Source organism: Fuscibacter oryzae, from assembly GCF_016765795.1.
GTDB lineage: Bacteria > Pseudomonadota > Alphaproteobacteria > Rhodobacterales > Rhodobacteraceae > Fuscibacter > Fuscibacter oryzae.
On record NZ_JAESVP010000004.1, the window covers coordinates 313,630 to 338,339 of the forward strand.

Here is a 24,710-nt window from a genome sequence, read left to right on the forward strand (position 1 = left end):
CAAGGGCGCAGAGTGCAGCGGGTTCAGCCGCGTGCCACTTTGTGATCCCCCCACTTGCCCCTTCAAGGAGCCGCTCAGTTGACCACGAACTCGGCGTGCAGGGCACCCGCTGCGTTGATGCTTTTCAGGATGTCGATCATGTCGTGGGGCGATACTCCCAAAGCGTTGAGCCCCGCCACGACCTGCGACAGGGATGTTCCGCCAGTCACTTCTGCCAGCCCTGTGCCCGGCGCGTTTTGCACATCGACCTTGCTTTGTGGAACAACAACCGTCTCGCCTTCGGAAAATGGGTTCGGCTGAATAACCGCAGCGCCTTCTTCGACCCGCAGCGTCAGGTTGCCTTGGGCAACCGCGACCCGGCTGATCCTCACGTCCTCGCCCATGACGATGGTGCCAGAGCGCTGGTCCACAACCACCCGCGCCCGCGATTGTGGTTCGACCGGCAGGTTCTCGATTCGCGCCAGAACATGCGCGGGTGAGGCCGCGCCCGTTGCCGCCAAATTCAAGGAGACGGTGCCTGCATCCAGCATCGTGGCCGCGCCGCGCCCCAACTCCTGGTTGATGACCCCTTCAATTCGGGCCGCGGTGGTGAAATCCGGGCTGCGCAGGGCAAGGCGCATCTGCTCCAGACCCGCAAAATCGAAATCGACCTCGCGCTCCACATGTGCCCCTGCCGGTATGGACCCTGCCGTCGGCACGCCCTGCACAACCCGCGCGGCCTCGCCCTCCGCCGAAACACCGCCCGCGATCACGGTGCCCTGTGCCACGGCATAGATCTGGCCGTCAGCGCCATTCAGAGGGGTCATTACCAGCGTTCCGCCCAGCAGGCTTTTGGCATCGCCAATGGCCGAAACCGTCACATCAACCCGCCCCCCGGCTCTTGCAAACGGCGGTAGGCTTGCGGTCACAAAAACCGCAGCCACATTTTTGGGGCGCAGATCCTCTCCGGTGACGTTGACGCCCAGCCGTTCCAGCAGGTTCGACATCATGTCTTCAGTATAAGGCGTGTTGCGCAGGCCGTCCCCGGTGCCATTCAGCCCGACGACAAGGCCGTAGCCAACCAGATCGTTGCTGCGTACGCCATCAAATTCGACCAGATCCTTGATCCGCACCGCCCCGCCCCAGGCGGGCATGGCCAAAGCGACAACCAGAACAACGGCGAAACGGCCGATCATCGTAGGTACTCTACAAGGCTGAGGTTCGATAGCCGCGCGGTCAGGGCATAAAGCAACTGCAACTTTTCCTCGGCAGCGGTGAGCTGGGTCGATGCCTCATAGGAATCGACGCCGACAAGATCAGCGCGGGCAAGGCCTAACGCTGTGATTTCGGTGCCGTTGCGGGTTGCCGCATTGGCGATGCGAGCCTCGGTCACTCCAAGATCGGCGGCCAGATAGGTCATGCCGGACTGCGACGATAGCATTGTCTTGCCGGCCAGTCCCGCAAGGTCACGGCGGGTCTCGGCTTGGCCGGCAAAAAGCCCGCGGTCCAGTAAGGCCCCCATTGCAAGACCCTTCATATAGTCACGGATTGCCGTGCTCCCGGCGGTCAGCGAGACGGTAGCGGTTTCGCCCTCGGCAACCGGAACGGCATCGACGGCGGGGCCACCCAAATAGCCGGTGCCGGCATAACCTGCTGGATCATCGAACCAGTTTGCCACCAAGGCCGCGGCATCTGCTGCGGAGGTCGCCGGCGCCACGGCGGTTTCCAGTGAGGCCATCATCGTTGCGAAATCGACCATGGCTGGTCCGCTTAACCGGGTTCCGGCAAACAGGCTGCGCTCACCAAAGCTGCTGTTCAGCGTTGAAATCACACCTTCCAGTGCGGTTCTGGCGGCCAATGCGCCGCTATCAACCTGCGCGACCGAGGCGGTTCCGACGCTGATCAGCAACGCTGACCGCGCGCCTTCGCCAAACGCGGTTATGGTGCCGAGTGCGCTTTGAGTTGCTGTCGCCAGAGAGCCCAGCTCATTCGTGGCCGTCTTGAAGGCGGAGAGCTGGGCGAGGCTGCTGTCAACTGCGTTGATCTGCCCAAGATTGCCAGATAAGTGCCGAACCGTGTCGCTGCTGACGCCGGTTGTCACCTCTTGTTGCAGTCGGGTGATGGCGCTTTTTGCCGTGCTGGTGGTGTTGGCCAGCAAAAGCGTCTGGGCAAGGTCGCCATAGCGTATCTGAACCATTTTCTACATCTCCAGCAGGCGGTCGATCATTGAGCCGAGGGCAGAGATCACCTTGGCATTTGCCGCATAGGCCTTTTCCATCACCAGAAGGGCCTGCATTTCCTGATCGGAATCGACGCCGCCCGCAGCCTCTTGAGTGCTCAGGGCAAGGGCCTTGGCCGCAGCAAAGCCCTGTTCGGATTCAGCCGTCAGACGGTCAGAACCGACCCCCGATACCAAGTCGGAGGCAAGAGCTGCAAAGCTGCGTTGTCCGGGCATGAAGCCGCCAGAAACCGGCAGGCGCTGGGCCTGCAAGGCACCGCGATAGGCCACAAGCAATCGGGTCGCCCCACTGTCGCCGCTGCTGGCACTCCCCAGACCATCCCGAATTCGCCAGATTGCGCCGCCCTGTTCGAGGTCGGCTGCGGGGTTGAGGGTCAGACGTTGCGCCAGCCCGGTTTCATCTGCGGGGTCAAATGCCTGACCGGAATCGGTGAACAGCCCTGCCGCGCCACCAGGCAGGGTGTCATCAAGGCCCGGCGTGGCAAAGCGCTCTACCAGATCGCGTGCAACGGCATCGAGGCGCCCCTGCACCTCGACCGCGATCTCGTCGCGCACGGTGAACTGGGCGATCAGCGCCCCACCCGCCAGCGGGCTGTCGTCGGAGGCGGTACTGATCGGACGGCTGTTCAGCGTCAGGCCTGACAGGGTTCCACCTGCCAGACTAAGATCTGCGGTGATGAACCCGGTTGCCGTGAACCCGAAGGTCGAGGCGGTGCCGTCCAGCAGAACGGCACCGCCGGTGCCGAACAGGGCGACTGCACCATTGTCGCGCTGGATGACCCGAACCGGCAGGTCATTGCTGATCTGGTCGATCAGTTGCTGACGCTGATCCATCAGCGCCGAAGGGTCATTGCCGCCAGAACTCACCATCCGGATCTGGCTGTTCAAATCGACGACGCGGGCCAGAGAGGTGTTCAACCCTTCGACCTTGCTGGCAATCGCGGCATCAGCTTGTGATCGCAGGGTCTGGGTTTTTGTCGCCGCCGACCCGATCTGCTCTGTCAAGGCGCGCGCAGCACTGACCACAGCTTGCAGCCGGGCCTCGCTGTCGGGGCGGCTGGCGGCTTCGATCAGGCGGCTGTCGAAATCTGCGATGCGCGATTGCAGCGAAATGGTGCTGTCTGTCGTGCCAATGGCCTGCTCAATGGTTTTCAGGGCATTGGCTGTCACCGAATTTCCGGCATCCGCTGCCGCTGCCACCCGGCGGTCATTTTGCAGGGCGAGGTCGATCTGACGGCTGACACCGATGATCCGCACGCCCAGACCCTGGCCGCCTGCCGACCAGGCGGTGGTCACCAACTCTCTTCGGCTATAGCCGGGAGTGGTCGCATTGGCGATATTGTTCGAGATGACCTCGACCTGTTTGTTGACAGCCGTCAACCCAGAGATGGCGCTGGCGAACCCTGCCGAAAGTGACATTGCCTACCCCCTAGCGTTTCAGATTGGCGGTTTCTTGCAGCATCTCGTCCACGGTCTGAATGACCTTGGCGTTTGACGAATAGGCGCGCTGCGTTTGGATAAGCTGGGTCAGTTCGGCAGCGACATCGGTGGTCGATTCCTCGCGCGAATAACCCACAACCTTGCCAACCGGGCCGGTGCCTGCATCCCACAGACTGATCGCGCCTGAATCGGGAGATACCTTGTACGTCTGGCTGCTGGTCGAGACGAGGCCGTTCGGATTGGGCACGCTGACCACAGGAATCTGAAACAGCGTCCGGGTGAAACCCTGATTGTAGACGGCCAGAAGATTGCCCTTGTCGTCCAGCTCCAGCGAGGCAATCGTCGCAACAGGAGAGCCATTCTTGGTGACATTGACGGGCGAGAAATTGCCGTCCAACTGGCTGATGCCGCCGGTGACGCCCAGCTTGCCGATATCAAGTGCGATGGTGCCGCCGCCCACTGTGATGGGAATAGATCCGGTTGCGCCGTCATAGGCCGCGCCGCTGATCGTGGTCACGCTGGCCAGCGTGCCGCCGCCAGTCTGCGCATTGCTGAAGGTCAACTGATACTCGCCCACCACAGCGCCGCCAGAGGCACTGTCGGTGATCGTCATGGTCCAGGTGTTGGAGGCACCACTTGCCGCGACTGTTGGCGTATAGGTGACATCCAGCGTTTCTGAATTGCCAAGATTGCCGAAGTATTCAACAGACATCGCCTCTACCGTGCCGCTGGCCCCGGCTTTGGTTGACGAGAACGGCAGATTTACCCCAAAGCCGACTTTGGTGGTCGGGTTGGCGACGGCCTGATTTTCGTTGATCTGAACAGGGACCAGTCCCGAAAAACTGTCCCGCGGAAAGGTGCCCATCGTGCCATCGGCATTCGCGGGCCAGCCCATCAGAACCTGCCCCATCGACGTGCGCAGAATGCCGTCCTCATCCTGGCGGAAAGATCCGGTGGTCATCAGTGAAATCGGAAAGTTGCTGCCCGCTGGCATGGCCGAAATATCGGTGACGGCGATAAAACCGCGCCCGTCCACCGCCAGATCTGTCGAATTGTCAGAGCCGATCAGCGGCCCCTGATCATCGATCATCCGCACCGATGACGTGCGCACCCCGCCCGCCGTGTAAGAGCTGCTGCCCGCCCCCTGCACGACGAAAGAGAAAAAATCCGTCTCTGCCCGCTTGTAGCCATAGGTTGACGAGTTCGCGATGTTGTCGGCGATGCCCGCCAACTTGTTGGCATTGGCATTCAGCCCCGCCACCCCCGCTTGCAGCGAAGAAGAGATCGTCATCGGATACGCCTTTCTACAGTGTCTGACCTGTCAGGGGTCACACTGCGTCCGGCGGGTTAAGATGCGGCTAATGGCGATCGCGATTTCTAGTCCGCTGCTCTGTCACGGCTGGTTTCGCAGCAAGATCAGCTCGATACGGTTGTTTCGCAGGGCAATCGGGTCCGCCACGGCAGGCTTGCGGTCGGAATGCCCGGTGATCCGGGCGATTCGATTTGCCGTGAAACCCTTGCCCTCCAACAGAGTGCGAAAGGCTTGGGCGCGGTCTGACGACAGGGTCCAGGCGGGGTTGTGGATCAGCGTCACAGGATAGGCATGGACATAGCCGTCGACCGAAAGTTGATTTTCGGTCACCGCCAGTACCTCGGTCAGAAGGGCTGCAATCTGGCGCGCCTCATCGGTCGGCGCGGCGGTATTCAGATCGAACAGGGGCTTGCCTTCGATGTCGAACACCTCGATCACCAGCCCTTCGTCGGTGATGCGGGTGGTCACATGACGCAACAGGCGTGCCATGATCATGCTTTCGCCGCCAAGGGCGGTCAGTTGTTTTTCAACCTTCCGCTGCTCTTGCTCATCCCCCTTGCGGCCATTTTGCGCGCCCGCCTCCGAACTGGTGCCGCTGTCGCCGCGCGCCTTTTGGCTGTCAGACGGGTAAAGATTCGATGCCCCGGTGCCGTTTTGTGCCAGCGTATCTTCGGTCATCACGGAATCGCCGCCAAAGGCACCATCACCGCCGCCTGAAATGCGGCTGACCGGGATTGTCGGATTGAAGTAATCCGCGATGCCCTTGCGTTGTTTTTCCGTCGTCGCGTTCAACAGCCACATCAGCATGAAGAAGGCCATCATGGCCGTCACAAAGTCAGCATAGGCCACTTTCCACGCCCCACCGTGGTGCCCGCCGCCGACAACGATCTTCTTCCGCTTGATGATGACTGGCGCGGCATTCGTCTGCCCGGCCATTCACACACCCAGTATTTCACACCCGGCTTCAGCCTGCCTGAACGCGATTTACAGAGGCTTAAGGTCCGGCATTTTAGCTATTTGGCGCAGAGATGGCATTTGCGGGTGTGGCAGGGGGGCGGTCTCGGCGAATAAGCGTTGATCCGCCGCAGAACGCCATGTGGCAGAGTTGCTTTAGCGCCCGCCCCTCTGTATCCCGGAAATGTCAGCCCGAGGAGCGTCATGTCAGCTATTCGTCCGATTGCCTTCAGTCTTGCCCTTTTGGCGCTTGCGGCCTGCCAGAACAGCGATCTTGCAGAGCCTCCGGCACCGCTTGGTCCGTTCCGGCTGGGCCTGAACATCGCGGTGGCCGACAATATCCAGAAGGTTCCGATCTCGCGCGAGGCGACAAAGGAGCAATGGGAAGCGGCGATCGAGAAAGCCGTGCAAGACCGCTTTGGCCGCTATCAGGGCGAAAAGCTCTATGACATAGGCATCGCGATCGACGGCTATGCCCTGGCGCCGCCCGGCATTCCCGTGGTGCTGAAGCCCAAGTCGATTCTGGTGATCACGGCGAACATATGGGACGATGCCGCCAAGAAGAAGCTGAACCCAGAGGGCAAGCAGATCATGGTGTTTGAAAAGGCCTCGCCAGAGACCTTCATCGGATCGGGTCTGACGCAATCCAAGGAAAAGCAGATGGAGGTTCTGAGCTACAACGCGGTCAAAAAGGTCGAACAGTGGCTTCTGACGAATCCCGAATGGTTCGGGCTGCCCCCTAAGGGAACAAAAGCTGCGGCGACGCCAGAGGTCACCACGCCCGCTGCTGTGGCCGCCCCTGTTGCGGCCCCTGCCAAGGCCCCGGTGGTTCCCGCAGCGCCGGTCAAGGCGGCGCCAAAGGTCACCCAAAGGGCCGCCGCCAAGCCCGCAACGCCGCCTGTGCTGTTGCCCAATCCGGCGGGAACGGTTCCCTGAGCCAACGGGCCCTTGATTTTCCCTCTGCCACCAGATAAGCCGCCGCGCGTGTAGAATAGGGCCCGGTTGCCGGGCCCCCAAAACCGAGGGCGCCATCATGGCAAAGGCAAAGTTTGAACGTAACAAGCCGCATGTGAACATCGGGACCATTGGTCACGTTGACCATGGCAAGACGACGCTGACGGCTGCGATCACGAAGTATTTCGGTGAATTCCGGGCCTATGACCAGATCGACGGCGCGCCGGAAGAGCGTGCTCGCGGGATCACGATCTCGACGGCTCACGTTGAGTATGAGACGGAAAACCGTCACTATGCGCACGTCGACTGCCCCGGCCACGCCGACTATGTGAAGAACATGATCACCGGTGCGGCGCAGATGGACGGCGCCATTCTGGTTTGCGCCGCTTCGGACGGCCCGATGCCGCAGACCCGCGAGCACATCCTCTTGGGCCGCCAGGTGGGTATCCCCTACATGGTGTGCTACATGAACAAGGTTGACCTTGTTGATGACGAAGAGCTGATCGAGCTGGTCGAGATGGAACTGCGCGAGCTGTTCTCGTCCTACGAATACCCCGGCGATGACATTCCGATCATCAAGGGCTCGGCCCACCAGGCGATGATCGGCGAGCGCAAGGACATCGGCGAGGATTCGATCCGCGCGCTGATGGCTGCGGTTGACTCGTATATCCCGACCCCGGCACGCGCTGTTGACCAGCCGTTCCTGATGCCGATCGAAGACGTGTTCTCGATCTCGGGCCGCGGCACGGTTGTTACGGGGCGTATCGAGCGTGGCGTGATCAACGTCGGCGACGAAGTTGAAATCGTCGGCATCCGCGACACCAAGAAATCGACCTGCACGGGCGTGGAAATGTTCCGCAAGCTGCTGGATCGTGGCGAGGCTGGCGACAACGTCGGCATCCTGCTGCGCGGCATCGACCGTGAAGGCGTGGAACGTGGCCAGGTGCTGTGCAAGCCGAAGTCGGTGAACCCGCACACCAAGTTCGAAGCCGAAGCCTACATCCTGACCAAGGAAGAAGGCGGCCGCCACACCCCGTTCTTCGCGAACTACCGCCCGCAGTTCTACTTCCGCACGACGGACGTGACCGGGACGGTGAAGCTGCCGGAAGGCACGGAAATGGTGATGCCGGGCGACAACCTGAAGTTCGAGGTTGAGCTGATCGCTCCAATCGCGATGGAAGAAAAACTGCGCTTCGCCATCCGCGAAGGCGGCCGCACCGTCGGTGCAGGCGTCGTCGCAAGAATCATCGCCTGATCTGTCAGTCTATTGAAAACAAAAGGGCCGCCCCTCGGGCGGCCCTTTTGCTGTCCGAAAGCACTGTTGACCTTTGGGCTGGACCTCTTAACCTTTGGTCCGGGGAGGAACCCAGCCATGTGCCAGATATTCGCCGGACAAGACCCCAGCCGCTATGAATCCGTGACCCGCCGGTTGCGGCTGAACGGTCAGTCCACCTCGATCAGACTTGAACGCGCCTTTTGGGGCATTCTTGATCATATCGCCGCGAAAGAAGGGGTTTCGACCCCTGCTTTCTTGTCAAAGCTGCATTCCGAAGTGTTGCAGCAACAGGGAGAGGCGACCAATTTTACCTCGCTGCTGCGCTGTGCCTGCACCATCCATCTGGGCGAATACGACCGGATCGCACGGCCCATCGCGGCAGAGTGACAAAGTGGCGATGTAGTAGCAGCCTACTACCCGCCCTTAAAATTGGTTCTGTAACCTTACCAAAACTGCGAAGTTCTGGAGGGTTCTATGGCCAAGGCAGTCCATTCGATGATCCGCGTGCTGGAAGAAGCGCGCTCGGTGGTGTTTTATGATCAGGCCTTTGGGTTAAAGATCGCGGATCGGCTGGATTTCGAAAGCTTTACGCTGATTTACCTTTCGAACGCCGAAAGTGGGTTCGAACTGGAACTGACGGTCAACAAGGGCCGGATCGAGCCATACAATCTGGGCGATGGCTACGGCCATTTCGCGGTCACCGTTGCCGATGTCGAAGCTGAACACGCGCGGCTGACCGCAGCGGGCCTTGCGCCGCGCAAGCTGGTCGATTTCCGCAACGGGGATGTTCAGGTCGCCAAGTTTTTCTTCATCGCCGACCCCGATGGTTACCAGGTCGAGGTCATTCAAAGGGGCGGGCGATACGCCTGACCCTCAGCCACGTTTCAGTCTTAGGGAGGAGACCATGAAACATAGCCACGCCACCCGGCGCCCGCCCCTGCGGGAGCCGTCGCCCGAACTTGCCGGGATCAGCCGCCGCGAGTTGCTGAGACGGGCCTTTGCTACCGGGGCCATGACAGTGATCGGGGCGGGCTTTATCGCCGCCCCCGATGCCGCCTGGGCCGCCGAGGTCACCGTGATCACGCCAGAGCAGATGGCAACGCTGGTCCAGATGGCCCGCGATACCTATCCGCACGACCGGATTGCCGACAAATTCTATGTCGTCGCCGTCAAGGGGTATGACAGCGAGGACAACAAGGCCATGGTCGCCGAGGGCACCGCCGCGCTGGACGAGGCCGCCAAGGCCCAAGGGCATGAGAATTACGCCTCGATCGGCTGGGAGGAAGATCGGGTCAAGGTTCTGCAAGCCGTTGAAGGAACTACCTTCTTTCAAACCGTGCGCGCCGGTCTGGTGACCGGGCTTTATAACCAGAAGGACATCTGGCCGCTGTTCGGCTATGAGGGCGAGTCCTTCTCGAAAGGCGGTTATATCAACCGCGGCTTTGACGACATCGACTGGCTTTAAGAGGAGGCGGCAATGGTTGCGAAATTCGATCTGAACGACGACAGCGTTGTCGTCATCATCGGCACGGGTGCCGGTGGCGGGGTATTGGCCCACGAACTGGCGCAAAAGGGCGTCAAGGTCGTGGCGCTGGAGGCGGGCGGGCGGTATCTGCCCGAAGACTTCATCAACGACGAATGGGACAGCTTTTCCCAGCTTGCCTGGACCGATGCGCGCACCACCACGGGCAGTTGGCGCGTCCACAAGGACTTTGCCGGGTTGCCGGCATGGATTGTGAAAGCGGTTGGCGGCACCACCACGCACTGGGCCGGGGCCTCGATCCGGTTTCAGGAGCATGAGTGGAAGGCGCTGAGCACCTATGGCAAGGTCGACGGGGCCAATCTGCTCGACTGGCCGATTGACGGGTCCGAAATGGCCCCCTGGTACGAAAAGGCCGAAACCAAGCTGGGCGTGACGCGCACCGGCGACCGGGCCGGCCTGCCGGGCAACAACAACTTCAAGGTGTTCGAGAAGGGCGCGAAGGCGCTGGGCTATAAAGAGGTCCACACCGGGCGCATGGCGATCAACTCGTCGGAATATGATGACCGGATGGCCTGCCAGCAGACGGGTTTCTGCTTTCAGGGCTGCAAATGGGGGGCCAAATGGTCGGCCGCCTATACCGACATTCCGCGCGGCGAAGCGACCGGCAATCTGGAGGTGCGCGACCGCAGCCATGTTGCGCGCATCCTGCACGACGACGCAGGCAAGGCCACCGGGGTCGAATATTTTGACAAGGACGGCAATCTGCAAATGCAGAAGGCCCGCATCGTCTGCGTCGCCGGAAACTCGTTCGAAAGCCCGCGTCTGCTGTTGAACTCTGCCTCGTCCATGTTCCCGGACGGGATGGGCAATTCCTCGGGTATGGTGGGCAAGAACTACATGCGCCACACCACCGGCTCGGTCTATGCTGTGTTCGACAAGCCGGTGCGGATGTGGCGCGGCACCACCATGGCCGGGATCATGCAGGACGAGGCGCGGCACGACCCGTCACGCGGTTTTGTCGGCGGGTATGAGCTGGAAACCCTGTCGCTGGGCCTGCCGTTCATGGCGGCTTTCCTGAACCCCGGCGCATGGGGCAGGGGGTTCACAACCGCGCTTGACAGCTATGAGAACATGGCAGGCATGTGGATCGTGGGCGAGGATATGCCGCAGCTTGGCAATGGCGTCACCCTGTCGGAAACCAAGGACCAGCACGGTCTGCCGGTGGCCAACGTCAACTTTGACGACCATCCCAATGACGTAGCCATGCGCAACCACGCCTATGCCCGGGGCGAAGAGATCTACAAGGCCGTTGGGGCAACCCGCACCTTCCCCACGCCGCCCTATCCCAGCACCCACAACCTTGGCACCAACCGCATGTCGGAAAAGGCCGCGGATGGTGTGGTCAACAAGCACGGCCAAAGCCACGATATCGCGAACCTGTTTGTCTCGGACGGATCACAGTTCACTTCGGGCGCGTCGGAAAACCCGACACTGACCATCGTGGCTTTGGCGATCCGGCAGGCGGACCACATTGCGCGTGAGATGAGTGCCAAGAACATCTGACAGCGTGAAAATACCTTGGGGCAGCCGACAGGTTGCCCCTTGATTTCCCCTGCCCGGTGGCTTAACCCCCCGGCTCAGGCCTAGGGGTATAGCTCAGCTGGTAGAGCGACGGTCTCCAAAACCGTAGGTCGCGGGTTCGATCCCTGCTGCCCCTGCCAATCTTCCGCATATGAATGACAATGCCGCCCGGCACAGGCGCGGAAGCACCTTGAATTCGCGGGGCCATGGGCGTATCTGGCCACCAACCGCAGCATTGGAACCGACATGGCCACCAAGACCAACCCGATCCAGTTCATCCAGCAGGTCCGCGCCGAAGTCGCCAAAGTTGTCTGGCCGACCCGGCGTGAGGTTATTTTGACCACCATCATGGTGTTCATCATGGCTGCCCTTGCCGCGACGTTTTTCAGCTTGGTGGACATTGTGATCAACTTTGGTCTGCACCAGTTGATCGGCGCCAAATAAGCGCTGGTCTGGCGGGCCTTGATGCAAGGCACTTGAAATAGCGGGCGGGTGCGGCTATCCCGCGCCCATCCAAGCGGAACCCGGCGCGCATCGATTCGAGATGCGCGCTGTTTTTTGTTCCCGAAAGGGTGGCGCGCCACCCGCAATCGAACGAACGGGCATGGCCCGAAACAAGGTGGAAGCGGCATGGCCAAGCGTTGGTATTCGGTAAGCGTCCTCTCGAACTTCGAGAAGAAGGTTGCCGAGCAGATCAGAACGACGGTCGAAGAGAACGGCCTTCAGGACGAGATCGACGAGGTTCTGGTTCCGACCGAGGAAGTGATCGAGGTGCGTCGCGGCAAGAAGGTGACCTCCGAGCGTCGCTTCATGCCGGGCTATGTGCTGGTGCATATGGAAATGACCAGCCGCGGCTATCACCTGATTTCCTCGATCAACCGCGTCACCGGCTTTCTTGGCCCGCAGGGCAAGCCGATGCCGATGCGTGACAGCGAAGTGAACACCATTCTGAACCGTGTCGAAGAAGGTCTGGAAGCCCCGCGCAACCTGATCCGGTTCGACGTGGGCGAAAAGGTCAAGGTAACCGACGGCCCGTTCGAGGGCTTTGACGGTATGGTTGAAGACGTGGACGAGGCGCACAGCCGCCTGAAAGTGTCCGTCTCGATCTTCGGGCGCGCGACGCCTGTGGAGCTGGAATTCACTCAGGTGGCCAAGGGCCTTTGAGTGCATCGCGTGGGAGGTGACCCCAAGGGGAACCCGGACCACTAAACCGCGCCATTTGGCGCTGTGACAAAGGAGAGGCCAGATGGCCAAGAAGATTATCGGCAGCCTCAAGCTGCAAGTGAAAGCGGGCCAAGCCAACCCGTCCCCGCCCGTCGGCCCGGCACTGGGTCAGCGCGGCCTGAACATCATGGCCTTCGTCAAGGAATTCAACGCGAAGACCGCTGACATCGCGCCGGGCACCCCCACCCCCGTGATCATCACCTATTATCAGGACAAGTCGTTCAGCCTCGAGCTGAAGACGGCCCCGGCCTCGTTCCTGATCAAGCAGGCTGCTGGTCTGCCGCCCGTCGGCAAGCGCAACCGCGCCAAGGGTTCGGTCAAGCCGGGCCGTGAAGTGGCTGGCACGATCACTGCGGCGCAGGTCCGCAAGATCGCTGAAACCAAGATGAAAGATCTCAACGCCAATTCGATCGAAGCGGCGATGAACATCATCCTTGGCTCGGCCAAGTCCTGCGGCATTGATGTGAAGGGCTGAGACCATGACCAAGATCGCAAAGCGCGTGAAGAAGGCGCAAGACCTGTTCGTCGGCAAGGCCAACCTGTCGGTTGAAGATGCTGTCAAGCTGATCAAGGACGCCGCGTCGGCCAAGTTCGACGAGACCCTTGAAATCGCTATGAACCTGGGCGTTGACCCGCGTCACGCCGACCAGATGGTCCGTGGTGTGGTGCAACTGCCGAACGGCACGGGTAAAACCGTGCGCGTGGCCGTGTTCGCCCGTGGTGCCAAGGCTGATGAAGCCAAGGCCGCCGGTGCGGATATCGTTGGTGCGGAAGACCTGCTGGAAATCATCCAGGGCGGCAAGATCGAGTTCGATCGCTGCATCGCCACCCCGGACCTGATGCCGCTGGTTGGCCGTCTGGGCAAGATCCTTGGCCCGCGCAACCTGATGCCGAACCCCAAGGTCGGTACCGTGACCATGGACGTCAAGACTGCGGTCGAAGCGGCCAAGGGCGGCGAAGTCCAGTTCAAGGTCGAAAAGGCCGGTGTGATCCATGCCGGGATCGGCAAGGTCTCGTTCGGCGACGACAAGCTGGCGCAGAACGTCCGCGCCTTTGTTGACGCGGTGACCAAGGCCAAGCCGTCGGGCGCCAAGGGCACCTATGTCAAGAAAGTGTCGCTGTCCTCGACCATGGGTCCGGGCGTGTCGCTGGATCTGGCTTCGACCGCCAACGCCTGAGATTGGCAAAATCGATATGAAACGGCCGCCCTTCGGGGCGGCCGTTTTCATGAGGGGCTTGGAAATGCCGTTTGGAACGACTAACTAGCCCCTTGTGTCTGCTCTTTCGTGATTCGTCACGGGGGTGGTCATGCTTTGTCCGAGACGGTGGGTGGCGCGCAAACGCCTTAATATTTCCCTGCCTGAGATGGGGTTCGAGACGAATTTCTCCGGGGTTTCCTCGGGTGATCTGGCTCTCGGGACATCATCGTGGACCCGACGTGGCGGGTACTAACCCCTCACGAAACATGAGCCGGGGGGAAACCCCCACACTTGGAGTGAAACTGTGGATAGAGCCCAGAAAGAGAAAGTGGTCGATGAACTCGGCCAGATCTTCGAAAGCTCTGGCGTCGTGGTGGTTGCCCACTACGCGGGTATGACGGTTGCACAGATGCAGGACCTGCGCGCGAAAATGCGCGAAGTAGGCGGGTCCGTACGCGTTGCCAAGAACAAGCTCGCCAAGATCGCCCTTGAAGGTAAACCCGGTTCTAAGATGGGTAACCTGCTTACGGGCATGACCGTACTTGCCTTTTCGGAAGACCCTGTCGCTGCGGCGAAGGTCTCTGAGGCCTATGCCAAGGGGAACGACAAGTTCGTTATCCTCGGCGGGACCATGGGCGGTGAGGTTCTGGACCAGGCTGGTGTGAAAACCGTGGCCTCCATGCCGTCGCGCGAAGAGCTTATCGCTCAGATCGTGTCGTGCATCGGTGCGCCCGCGTCGAACATCGCCGGGGCCATTGGCGCGCCTGCTGCAAACATCGCTGGCATCCTTTCGACCATCGAGGAGAAGGCTGCGGCCTGATCTTCGGACCCGCGTGAGAAAACTCACGTCGTTGGAACCCATCTTAACCTTACGGAATGAGCAAAATGGCTGATCTGAACAAACTCGCCGAAGACATCGTCGGTCTGACCCTGCTGCAAGCGCAGGAACTGAAGACCATCCTGAAGGACAAGTATGGCATCGAGCCCGCCGCTGGCGGCGCTGTCATGATGGCTGCTGGTCCGGCTGCTGCTGCTGAAGCTGCGGAAGAAAAGACCGAATTCGACGTCGTCCTGACCGACGCCGGCGCCAACAAGATCAACGTGATCAAGGAAGTGCGCGCGATCACCGGTCTGGGCCTGAAAGAAGCCAAGGACTTGGTCGAAGCCGGTGGCAAGGTCAAGGAAGGCGCTTCGAAGGCTGACGCCGAAGCGATGAAGAAGAAGCTCGAAGAGGCTGGCGCCAAGGTCGAGCTGAAGTAATCGGTCCGGGATGCAGATCGCATCCTGACAGGTTTTCTGGCTGGGTCGGGGATTTCTCCGGCCCAGCTATCTGCGTCTTGGAAGGGGCTTTCGTGAAAGTCTCTCCTTGGGCGCGGTAGAAGGCTCGGGAGCCACCTGACGGGACAGGTGGCAGGTATGGAGCCCAAACCCCCTTCCTGCCCAGTGGCGCGCCTTCGTGACCCGACGAAGCGCAGCCGCCGCGAAAAGAAGAAAGGTTAAGACGAGCATGGCTCAAGCTTACGTAGGCCAAAAGCGGATTCGCCGGTATTTCGGCAAGATCCGTGAGGTTCTGGAGCTGCCGAACCTGATCGAGGTTCAGAAATCTTCCTATGACCTGTTCCTGCGGTCGGGCGAAGGCCCGAAAGCGGCGGATGGCGAGGGTATCCAGGGCACGTTCCAGTCGGTCTTCCCGATCAAGGATTTCAACGAAACCGCCGTGCTGGAGTTCGTCAAGTACGAGCTGGAAAAGCCCAAGTACGACGTTGACGAATGTATGCAGCGAGACCTGACCTATGCGGCACCCCTGAAGGTGACGCTGCGTCTGATCGTGTTCGATGTCGATGAGACCACCGGTGCCAAGTCGGTCAAGGACATCAAGGAACAAGACGTCTACATGGGCGACATGCCCCTGATGACGCTGAACGGCACGTTCATTGTGAACGGCACCGAACGTGTGATCGTTTCCCAGATGCACCGGTCGCCCGGCGTGTTCTTTGACCACGACAAGGGCAAGACCCATTCTTCGGGCAAACTGCTGTTCGCCTGCCGCATCATCCCGTATCGCGGTAGCTGGCTGGACTTTGAGTTTGACGCCAAGGACATCGTGTTCGCGCGTATCGACCGCCGCCGCAAGCTGCCGGTCACGACCCTGCTTTATGCGCTTGGCATGGATCAGGATGGCATCATGGATGCCTATTACGACAAGATTTCCTTCCGCTATGTGAAGAACAAGGGCTGGGTCACCAAGTTCTTCCCGCAGCGCGTTTCGGGCACCCGCCCGGCCTATGATCTGGTCGATGCCGCCACCGGCGAAGTCATCCTGAAGGCTGGCGAAAAGGCCACGCCGCGGATGGTGAAAAAGTGGAAGGATGAGGCTGTCGTCACCGAAGTTCTGGTGCCGTTCGACCACATCCTTGGCCGCTATGTCGCCAATGACATGATCAACGATGAAACCGGTGAGATCTGGGCCGAAGCCGGCGACGAACTGACCATGGAATATGATCGTGACGGCGAGCCGAAGGGCGGCACCGTCAAGGTTCTGCTGGATCAGGGCATCACCGAGATCATGGTGCTGGACATCGACAACGTGAACGTCGGTCCCTACATCCGCAACACCATGGCCGCAGACAAGAACATGGGCCGCGATACCGCGCTCATGGATATCTACCGCGTCATGCGTCCGGGTGAGCCGCCAACGGTTGAGGCCGCAACCACGCTCTTCGAAACCCTGTTCTTCGACAGCGAGCGCTATGACCTCTCGGCCGTTGGCCGGGTAAAAATGAACATGCGTCTGGATCTGGGCAAGCCCGATACCCAGCGCACGCTGGACCGCGACGACATCATCGCCTGCATCAAGGCGCTGACTGAACTGCGCGACGGCAAGGGCGAGATCGACGACATCGACCACCTCGGCAACCGCCGGGTGCGCTCGGTTGGCGAGCTGATGGAAAATCAGTATCGCGTCGGCCTCTTGCGCATGGAGCGGGCGATCAAGGAACGCATGTCGTCGGTGGAAATCGACACGATCATGCCGCAAGACCTGATCAACGCGAAACCGGCTGCGGCTGCGGTGCGTGAATTCTTCGGCTCTTCGCAGCTGTCGCAGTTCATGGACCAGACCAACCCGCTGTCCGAAGTGACGCACAAGCGCCGCCTGTCGGCCCTTGGTCCGGGCGGTCTGACGCGGGAACGCGCTGGCTTTGAAGTCCGCGACGTTCACCCGACCCACTATGGCCGGATGTGCCCGATTGAAACGCCGGAAGGTCAGAACATCGGCCTGATCAACTCGCTGGCCACCTTTGCCCGCGTGAACAAGTATGGCTTCATCGAGACCCCGTATCGCAAGGTTATTGACGGCAAGGTCACCGATGAGGTGATCTACATGTCGGCGACCGAGGAAATGCGCCACACCGTGGCGCAGGCCAACGCCGCCCAAAGCGCCGAAGGCAAGTTCACCGATGACCTGATTTCCAGCCGGAAAGCAGGCGAATTCATGCTGAACCCGCCGGATGCCATCGACCTGATTGACGTGTCGCCGAAGCAGTTGGTTTCGGTTGCGGCCTCGCTGATCCCGTTCCTGGAAAATGACGACGCCAACCGCGCCCTGATGGGCTCGAACATGCAGCGTCAGGCGGTTCCGCTGCTGCAATCCGATGCGCCTTTCGTGGGCACGGGGATCGAGGCCGTGGTGGCGCGCGATTCCGGGGCTGCCATCATGGCGCGCCGGGCCGGTGTGATTGACCAGGTGGACGCGCAGCGTATCGTTATCCGCGCAACCGAAATGCTGGAACCGGGCGAGCCGGGCGTGGACATCTACCGTCTGCGCAAGTTCAAGCGGTCGAACCAGTCGTCCTGCATCAACCAGCGCCCGCTGGTGAAGGTGGGCGATACGGTGGCCCGTGGTGAAGTTGTGGCCGACGGCCCCTGCACCGATTTTGGCGAACTGGCCCTGGGCCGGAACGTCATCGTCGCGTTCATGCCGTGGAATGGCTACAACTATGAAGACTCGATCCTGATTTCGGAACGTATTCTGAAAGACGACGTGTTCACCTCGATCCATATCGAAGAATACGAAGTCGCAGCGCGTGATACGAAGCTGGGGCCGGAAGAGATTACCCGCGACATCCCGAACGTCGGTGAAGAGGCGCTGCGCAACCTCGACGAGGCTGGCATCGTCTATATCGGCGCCGAGGTGAACCCGGGCGACATTCTGGTTGGCAAGATCACCCCCAAGGGTGAATCGCCGATGACCCCGGAAGAAAAGTTGCTGCGCGCCATCTTTGGCGAAAAGGCATCGGACGTGCGCGACACCAGCTTGCGTCTGCCGCCCGGCGCCTTCGGCACCATCGTGGAAGTTCGTGTTTTCAACCGCCATGGTGTGGACAAGGACGAACGCGCGCTTCAGATCGAGCGGGAAGAAGTGGAACGTCTGTCGCGCGACCGCGACGACGAGCTGACCATTCTGGAACGCAACATCTACTCGCGTCTGAAAGCGCTGATTTCCGGCAAGGTTGCCGTCAAGGGTCCGAAAGGCATCAAGTCCGGCTCGACCATTGATGACGAACTGCTGGGCACGCTGTCGCGTGGTCAGTGGTGGCAGTTGGCGGTTGGCGAAGAAGATCTCGCCAAGGAAGTCGAAGCCCTGCACGACCAGTTTGAGGCGCAGAAACGCGCCCTTGACCACCGCTTTGAAGACAAGGTGGAAAAGGTCCGCCGGGGCGACGATCTGCCCCCCGGCGTGATGAAGATGGTCAAGGTGTTCGTCGCGGTGAAGCGAAAGCTGCAACCGGGCGACAAGATGGCCGGTCGTCACGGCAACAAGGGCGTTATTTCCAAGGTCGTTCCGATCGAAGATATGCCGTTCCTGGCCGATGGCACCCATGTTGACCTGGTTCTGAACCCGCTGGGCGTGCCGTCGCGCATGAACGTCGGTCAGATCTTGGAAACCCACATGGGCTGGGCCGCACGCGGTCTGGGCATCAAGATCGACGATGCTTTGAAAGAGTATCGCCGGTCGGGCGACCTGACCCCGGTGCGCGAAGCGGTGCGTCTGGCTTACGGTGACGAGACCTACGAAGACGCCTTTGCTGAGCGTGATGAGGCCGAGTTCCTGGAACTGGCCGGCAACGTGACCAAGGGCGTGCCGATTGCCACCCCGGTGTTTGACGGGGCGAAAGAGGCGGATGTGAACGACGCGCTGCGTCGTGCGGGCTTTGACCAGTCGGGCCAGTCGGATGTGTTCGACGGCCGGTCGGGTGAAAAGTTCCAGCGCAAGGTCACCGTGGGCGTGAAATACATGCTCAAGCTGCACCACCTTGTCGATGACAAGCTGCACGCGCGTTCGACCGGGCCGTATTCGCTTGTCACTCAGCAGCCGCTGGGTGGGAAGGCGCAGTTCGGTGGCCAGCGTCTGGGGGAAATGGAGGTCTGGGCTCTGGAAGCCTATGGTGCCGCCTATACCCTGCAAGAGATGCTGACCGTCAAGTCGGACGACGTGGCAGGCCGGACCAAGGTGTACGAGTCGATCGTCAAGGGCGAGGACAACTTCGAGGCCGGCGTGCCGGAATCGTTCAACGTTCTCGTCAAGGAAGTTCGCGGCCTCGGCCTCAACATGGAACTCCTGGATGCGGAGGAAGAGTGAGGGAAACCGGAATTTTTGAAAATTCCGGGCCGGTTTCTTCAAGGAAACCGGCTCCCTCCATCCCCCGCCGCCCTCATTCTTAGGATTTGGTAATGAACCAGGAACTCTCGACCAACCCGTTCAACCCGGTTGCGCCGGTCAAGACCTTCGACGAGATCAAGATCTCTCTGGCCTCGCCAGAGCGGATTCTGTCGTGGTCTTACGGCGAGATCAAAAAGCCGGAAACCATCAACTACCGCACGTTCAAGCCCGAGCGTGACGGCCTGTTCTGCGCGCGTATCTTTGGCCCGATCAAGGATTACGAATGCCTGTGCGGCAAATACAAGCGCATGAAATATCGCGGTGTCGTCTGCGAAAAATGCGGCGTTGAAGTTACCTTGCAAAAGGTGCGCCGCGAGCGGATGGGCCATATCGAACTGGCCGCTCCGGTTGCCCACATCTGGTTCCTGAAATCGCTGCCCAGCCGCATCGGCCTGATGCTGGACATGACGCTGCGCGATCTGGAATCGATCCTGTATTTTGAAAAATATGTGGTGATCGAGCCGGGTCTGACCGACCTGACCTATCAGCAACTGATGACCGAGGAAGAATACCTCGACGCGCAGGACCAGTTTGGCGCTGACGCCTTTACGGCGAACATCGGTGCTGAAGCGATCCGTGAAATGCTGGCCAACATTGATCTGGACCAGACCGCCGAAACCCTTCGCGAAGAGCTGAAGGAAGCCACCGGCGAGCTGAAGCCCAAGAAGATCATCAAGCGGCTGAAGATCGTCGAGTCGTTCCTCGAGTCGGGCAACCGGCCCGAATGGATGGTGCTGACTGTTCTGCCGGTCATCCCGCCGGAACTGCGCCCACTGGTTCCGTTGGATGGCGGCCGCTTTGCGACCTCTGACCTGAACGACCTTTATCGCCGCGTCATCAACCGCAACAACCGCCTGAAGCGGCTGATCGAACTGCGTGCGCCCGACATCATCGTGCGCAACGAAAAGCGGATGCTGCAAGAGGCCGTCGATGCCCTGTTCGACAACGGCCGTCGTGGCCGTGTCATCACCGGCACCAACAAACGCCCGCTGAAATCGCTGTCCGACATGCTGAAAGGCAAGCAGGGCCGCTTCCGTCAGAACCTTTTGGGCAAGCGCGTAGACTTCTCGGGCCGTTCGGTCATCGTGACCGGCCCGGAACTGAAGCTGCACCAGTGCGGCCTGCCGAAGAAGATGGCCTTGGAGCTGTTCAAGCCGTTCATCTACTCGCGGCTGGAAGCCAAGGGCCTTTCCAGCACCGTGAAGCAGGCGAAAAAGCTGGTCGAGAAAGAGCGCCCCGAGGTTTGGGATATTCTGGATGAAGTGATCCGCGAACACCCGGTTCTGCTGAACCGCGCGCCGACGCTGCACCGTCTGGGCATCCAGGCGTTTGAGCCGATCCTGATCGAAGGCAAGGCGATCCAGCTTCACCCGCTGGTCTGCTCGGCTTTCAACGCCGACTTCGACGGCGACCAGATGGCTGTTCACGTTCCGCTTTCGCTGGAAGCCCAGTTGGAAGCCCGCGTTCTGATGATGTCCACCAACAACGTGCTGTCGCCCGCCAACGGTGCGCCGATCATCGTTCCGTCGCAGGATATGGTGTTGGGCCTCTACTACGTCACGATGGAACGCAAAGGTATGCCCGGCGAGGGCAAGATTTTTGCCGACATCGACGAGGTGGAACATGCGCTGGCCGCCGGTGCGGTCCATCTGCATTCGAAAATCACCGCGCGTCTGCGTCAGGTGGATGACGAAGGCAACATCGTCTGGAAACGGTTCGAAACCACGCCCGGTCGCTTGCGTCTGGGCAACCTGCTGCCCCTGAACGCCAAGGCACCGTTCGAACTGGTGAACCGCCTCTTGCGCAAGAAAGACGTGCAGACCGTCATCGACACCGTCTACCGCTACTGCGGTCAGAAGGAATCGGTGATCTTCTGTGACCAGATCATGGGTCTGGGCTTCCGCGAGGCCTTCCGTGCCGGGATTTCCTTCGGCAAGGACGACATGGTGATCCCGGATTCCAAATGGACCATCGTGAACGAGGTCAAGGAACAGGTTGCCGGCTTTGAACAGCAGTATCTGGACGGCCTGATCACCCAGGGCGAAAAGTACAACAAGGTCGTGGACGCCTGGTCGAAGTGCAACGACAAGGTGACCGAGGCGATGATGGCCACTATTTCGGCCGCCAAGTTCGAAGAGAACGGTGCCGAGAAGGAGCTGAACTCGGTCTATATGATGGCCCACTCCGGTGCCCGGGGTTCGGTCACGCAGATGAAGCAGTTGGGCGCGATGCGCGGCCTGATGGCCAAGCCGAATGGCGAGATCATCGAGACGCCGATCATCTCGAACTTCAAGGAAGGTCTGACCGTTCTTGAATACTTCAACTCCACCCACGGCGCCCGTAAGGGCCTGTCGGATACCGCGCTCAAGACGGCGAACTCGGGTTACCTGACCCGCCGTCTGGTGGACGTGGCGCAAGACTGCATCGTGCGTGTGCATGATTGCGGCACCGAGCGTGCGATCACCGCCGAAGCGGCTGTGAACGACGGTGAAGTGGTGCAAACCCTGGCCGAACGTGTGCTGGGCCGCGCCGCAGCCGATGACATCATCGCACCGGCAACCGGGGAAATCCTGGTGTCGCGCGGGGAGATCATCGACGAGCGCCGTGCGGATGCGATCCATGTCGCGGGCGTACAAAGCACGCGTATCCGCAGCCCGCTGACCTGCGAGGCCGAGGAGGGCGTTTGCGCCATGTGCTATGGTCGTGACCTGGCACGCGGCACGCTGGTGAACATCGGTGAAGCGGTCGGCATCATCGCCGCCCAATCCATTGGTGAACCCGGCACGCAGCTGACGATGCGGACCTTCCACATCGGCGGCGTTGCGCAGGGTGGCCAGCAGTCGTTCCTGGAAGCAAGCCAGGAAGGCAAGATCGAGTTCCGCAACGCGAACCTGCTGTCGAACGTTGTGGGCGAACAGATCGTGGTCGGCCGCAACATGTCGATCGCCATCGTCGATGAGGTCGGCGGCGAACGTGCTGTGCACAAGCTGAGCTATGGCGCCAAGATCCACGTCAAGGATGGCCAAGAGGTCAAGCGCGGCACCAAACTGTTCGAATGGGACCCCTATACCCTGCCGATCATCGCCGAAAAGGCGGGTGTGGCGCGGTTCAAGGATCTGATCTCGGGCATTTCGGTCCGCGAGGACACCGACGATGCCACGGGCATGACCCAGCGGATCGTGTCTGACTGGCGCTCGGCACCCAAGGGCAGCGATCTGAAGCCGGAAGTCATCGTGTTCGATCCGGCAACGGGCGAACCGGTGCGCGGCGACAACGGCAACCCGATCACCTATCCGATGTCGGTTGACGCCATTCTGTCGGTCGAAGACGGGCAAGAGATCAAGCCCGGCGACGTTGTGGCGCGTATTCCGCGCGAAGGTGCCAAGACCAAGGACATCACCGGGGGTCTTCCCCGCGTGGCGGAACTGTTCGAAGCCCGTCGTCCGAAGGATCACGCGATCATTGCAGAAGCCGATGGTTATGTCCGGTTCGGCAAGGACTACAAGAACAAGCGCCGCATTACGGTCGAACCCGTGGATGAGACGCTGCAAGCGCAAGAGTACATGATCCCCAAGGGCAAGCACATTCCGGTTCAGGAAGGTGATTTCGTCCAGAAGGGCGACTACATCATGGACGGTAACCCGGCTCCGCATGACATCCTGCGGATCATGGGGATCGAGGCGCTGGCCAACTACATGATCGACGAAGTGCAGGACGTGTACCGGCTGCAAGGCGTGAAGATCAACGACAAGCACATCGAGGTGATCGTTCGCCAGATGCTGCAAAAGCTGGAGATCCTGGACAGCGGCGAAACCACGCTGCTGAAAGGGGAGCAGGTCGAAAAGATCGAGTTGGACGAGGAAAACGCCAAGGCGCGCAACCGCGGCCAGCGCGAGGCCAAGGCCGAGCCGGTTCTGTTGGGCATCACCAAGGCCAGCTTGCAGACCCGCAGCTTCATCTCGGCGGCGTCGTTCCAGGAAACCACCCGCGTGCTGACCGAAGCTTCGGTTCAGGGCAAGCGCGACAAGTTGGTGGGCCTGAAAGAGAACGTCATCGTGGGTCGTCTGATCCCGGCGGGCACCGGCGGGGCAACCCGCCGCGTGAAGTCGATCGCTTCCGAGCGCGACAACACCGTGATCGAGGCGCGTCGCAGCGAGGCTGAAACCGCCGCCGCGCTGGCCGCTCCGATGGATGTGATGGAGACCGAGGTGGACACGGGTCTGGTTGACACCATCGAAAGCCGCGAAGAGTAATTCGCCGCAGTGAAACAAAAGGCCGCGCAGGGAAACCTGCGCGGCCTTTCCCTTTTGCCCTTGCCAAGTGCGGTTCGGCACAGCCAACTGTGGTGATGATCCGTTGCTTAAATATCCCGCAATCGCTGAAAATCGTGGCAGGTCCAGGCGCATGAATTTTAGCGATAATGCGCGTGGCATCCTGTTCATGTGCGGCTCGATGCTGGCGTTCACGGTGAACGACAGCTTCATGAAAGCGGCCAGCCAGACCCTGCCGCTGTTTCAGGCGATTGCCCTGCGCGGCATGCTGGCAAGTGTGGCACTGGTGGTGATTGCCCGCGTCACGATGGGTCATCTGCGACTGGTGCCGCTGGGCAAGGATGCGCCAAAGGTTGTCCTGCGCTCGATATCAGAGATTGCGGCGACAGCGACGTTCCTGATCGCGCTGACCAATATGCCGCTGGCCAATCTGTCGGCGATCCTGCAATCGCTGCCTCTGGCCATCACTCTTGGCGCGGCGGTTTTCCTGAAAGAGCCGGTCGGCTGGCGGCGTCTGTTGGCGATCCTGATCGGGTTCTGCGGCGTGCTGCTGATCGTCAAGCCGGGAACTGAAGGCTTTACCGTCTGGTCGGTACTGGGGCTGATCTCGGTCGCTTGCGTCGTGGTGCGCGATCTGACGACGCGCACGCTGTCGCGCGGAACACCTTCGGCTGCGGTGGCGGTCTGGGCCTCGGTTGCAGTGATGACGATGGGAGTTGCGATCACGACTTGGCACGGGTGGGTGGCCGTATCTGCGCAAGAGGCGCTGTATCTGGCGATTGCGTCGGCGGCTTTGATCTGCGGCTATATGTTTGCGGTCATGGTGATGCGGGTGGGTGATATCGGGCTGATCGCGCCGTTCCGCTATACCTCTTTACTTTGGGCGATCCTGTTTGGCTGGTTGCTGTTCGGGGCGTTGCCCGACAACATCACCCTGATCGGGTCAGCCATCGTAGTTGCAACCGGGCTATATAGCTTGCTGCGTGAGCGGATGCTGTCGCGCCGCCGTGCTGGCTGACCGCGCCGCGATTGCACGGGAAGTTCCTTGGCCCTATAGAGTCCAAAAGCGGGGGCGC

General features: G+C 60.7%; 20 protein-coding genes and 1 tRNA gene. 16 read left to right on the forward strand and 5 right to left on the reverse strand.

The window, feature by feature from the left end; translation table 11 throughout:
• Positions 1-74: 74 nt before the first annotated feature.
• The 5 genes from JI744_RS09720 to JI744_RS09740 form a co-directional block, all read right to left on the reverse strand.
• Entirely contained in the window at positions 75-1,175 is a 1,101-nt protein-coding gene (locus JI744_RS09720; RefSeq protein WP_202660091.1) for a flagellar basal body P-ring protein FlgI, read from the reverse strand.
• Complete coding sequence (locus JI744_RS09725) at positions 1,172-2,137, reverse strand: flagellin (RefSeq protein ID WP_202660093.1); 966 nt, start codon at positions 2,135-2,137, stop codon at positions 1,172-1,174. Before JI744_RS09725 ends, JI744_RS09720 begins: the two co-directional genes overlap by 4 nt.
• Positions 2,138-2,179: 42 nt before the next feature.
• Entirely contained in the window at positions 2,180-3,637 is a 1,458-nt protein-coding gene (flgK, locus tag JI744_RS09730; RefSeq protein ID WP_202660095.1) for a flagellar hook-associated protein FlgK, read from the reverse strand.
• A gap of 10 nt (positions 3,638-3,647) precedes the next feature.
• Positions 3,648-4,949, reverse strand: coding sequence for a flagellar hook protein FlgE (locus tag JI744_RS09735; RefSeq protein ID WP_202660097.1), 1,302 nt, complete (start codon positions 4,947-4,949; stop codon positions 3,648-3,650).
• A gap of 102 nt (positions 4,950-5,051) precedes the next feature.
• Positions 5,052-5,906: a flagellar motor protein MotB gene (locus JI744_RS09740; RefSeq protein WP_202660099.1), complete on the reverse strand. Its 855-nt coding sequence runs from the start codon at positions 5,904-5,906 to the stop codon at positions 5,052-5,054.
• Between the two features lie 222 nt (positions 5,907-6,128).
• Between JI744_RS09740 and JI744_RS09745 the strand changes: the two genes are divergently transcribed.
• The 16 genes from JI744_RS09745 to JI744_RS09820 all read left to right on the forward strand — a co-directional run bounded on the left by JI744_RS09745 (position 6,129) and on the right by JI744_RS09820 (position 24,652).
• Positions 6,129-6,860: a hypothetical protein gene (locus tag JI744_RS09745; RefSeq protein WP_236019365.1), complete on the forward strand. Its 732-nt coding sequence runs from the start codon at positions 6,129-6,131 to the stop codon at positions 6,858-6,860.
• 97 nt (positions 6,861-6,957) lie between these two features.
• Positions 6,958-8,133 carry an elongation factor Tu gene (tuf, locus tag JI744_RS09750; protein ID WP_202660101.1) on the forward strand — a complete coding sequence of 392 codons (1,176 nt, stop codon included), beginning with the start codon at positions 6,958-6,960 and terminating at the stop codon, positions 8,131-8,133.
• Between the two features lie 117 nt (positions 8,134-8,250).
• Positions 8,251-8,541, forward strand: coding sequence for a ribbon-helix-helix domain-containing protein (locus JI744_RS09755; protein ID WP_202660103.1), 291 nt, complete (start codon positions 8,251-8,253; stop codon positions 8,539-8,541).
• Positions 8,542-8,628: 87 nt separating this feature from the next.
• Positions 8,629-9,024, forward strand: coding sequence for a VOC family protein (locus JI744_RS09760; RefSeq protein WP_202660105.1), 396 nt, complete (start codon positions 8,629-8,631; stop codon positions 9,022-9,024).
• 34 nt (positions 9,025-9,058) lie between these two features.
• Positions 9,059-9,619 carry a Twin-arginine translocation pathway signal gene (locus JI744_RS09765; protein ID WP_202660107.1) on the forward strand — a complete coding sequence of 187 codons (561 nt, stop codon included), beginning with the start codon at positions 9,059-9,061 and terminating at the stop codon, positions 9,617-9,619.
• Positions 9,620-9,631: 12 nt separating this feature from the next.
• Positions 9,632-11,200 carry a GMC family oxidoreductase gene (locus JI744_RS09770; RefSeq protein ID WP_202660109.1) on the forward strand — a complete coding sequence of 523 codons (1,569 nt, stop codon included), beginning with the start codon at positions 9,632-9,634 and terminating at the stop codon, positions 11,198-11,200.
• Between the two features lie 82 nt (positions 11,201-11,282).
• Positions 11,283-11,358: transfer RNA gene (locus JI744_RS09775), tRNA-Trp, on the forward strand.
• A 106-nt stretch (positions 11,359-11,464) separates the two neighbouring features.
• Positions 11,465-11,662 (forward strand): preprotein translocase subunit SecE, encoded by a 198-nt coding sequence (gene secE / locus JI744_RS09780; protein WP_202660111.1) that lies wholly within the window; start codon positions 11,465-11,467, stop codon positions 11,660-11,662.
• A gap of 186 nt (positions 11,663-11,848) precedes the next feature.
• The gene (gene nusG, locus JI744_RS09785; protein WP_202660113.1) at positions 11,849-12,382 is read left to right on the forward strand and encodes a transcription termination/antitermination protein NusG; all 534 of its coding nucleotides are present in this window, start codon (positions 11,849-11,851) and stop codon (positions 12,380-12,382) included.
• An 82-nt stretch (positions 12,383-12,464) separates the two neighbouring features.
• Positions 12,465-12,917, forward strand: coding sequence for a 50S ribosomal protein L11 (gene rplK, locus JI744_RS09790; RefSeq protein WP_202660115.1), 453 nt, complete (start codon positions 12,465-12,467; stop codon positions 12,915-12,917).
• A gap of 4 nt (positions 12,918-12,921) precedes the next feature.
• A complete protein-coding gene (rplA, locus tag JI744_RS09795) occupies positions 12,922-13,620 on the forward strand; it encodes a 50S ribosomal protein L1 (protein WP_202660117.1) in 699 nt (232 codons plus the stop codon).
• Between the two features lie 325 nt (positions 13,621-13,945).
• Positions 13,946-14,461, forward strand: a complete 516-nt coding sequence (gene rplJ / locus JI744_RS09800; RefSeq protein WP_202660119.1) for a 50S ribosomal protein L10 — start codon at positions 13,946-13,948, stop codon at positions 14,459-14,461.
• A 65-nt stretch (positions 14,462-14,526) separates the two neighbouring features.
• Positions 14,527-14,901 (forward strand): 50S ribosomal protein L7/L12, encoded by a 375-nt coding sequence (gene rplL, locus JI744_RS09805; RefSeq protein WP_202660121.1) that lies wholly within the window; start codon positions 14,527-14,529, stop codon positions 14,899-14,901.
• 247 nt (positions 14,902-15,148) lie between these two features.
• Positions 15,149-19,282: a DNA-directed RNA polymerase subunit beta gene (gene rpoB, locus JI744_RS09810; RefSeq protein WP_202660123.1), complete on the forward strand. Its 4,134-nt coding sequence runs from the start codon at positions 15,149-15,151 to the stop codon at positions 19,280-19,282.
• Positions 19,283-19,374: 92 nt separating this feature from the next.
• Positions 19,375-23,616, forward strand: coding sequence for a DNA-directed RNA polymerase subunit beta' (gene rpoC, locus JI744_RS09815; protein ID WP_202660125.1), 4,242 nt, complete (start codon positions 19,375-19,377; stop codon positions 23,614-23,616).
• A gap of 151 nt (positions 23,617-23,767) precedes the next feature.
• Complete coding sequence (locus JI744_RS09820) at positions 23,768-24,652, forward strand: DMT family transporter (protein ID WP_202660127.1); 885 nt, start codon at positions 23,768-23,770, stop codon at positions 24,650-24,652.
• The last annotated feature ends 58 nt before the right edge of the window (positions 24,653-24,710 follow it).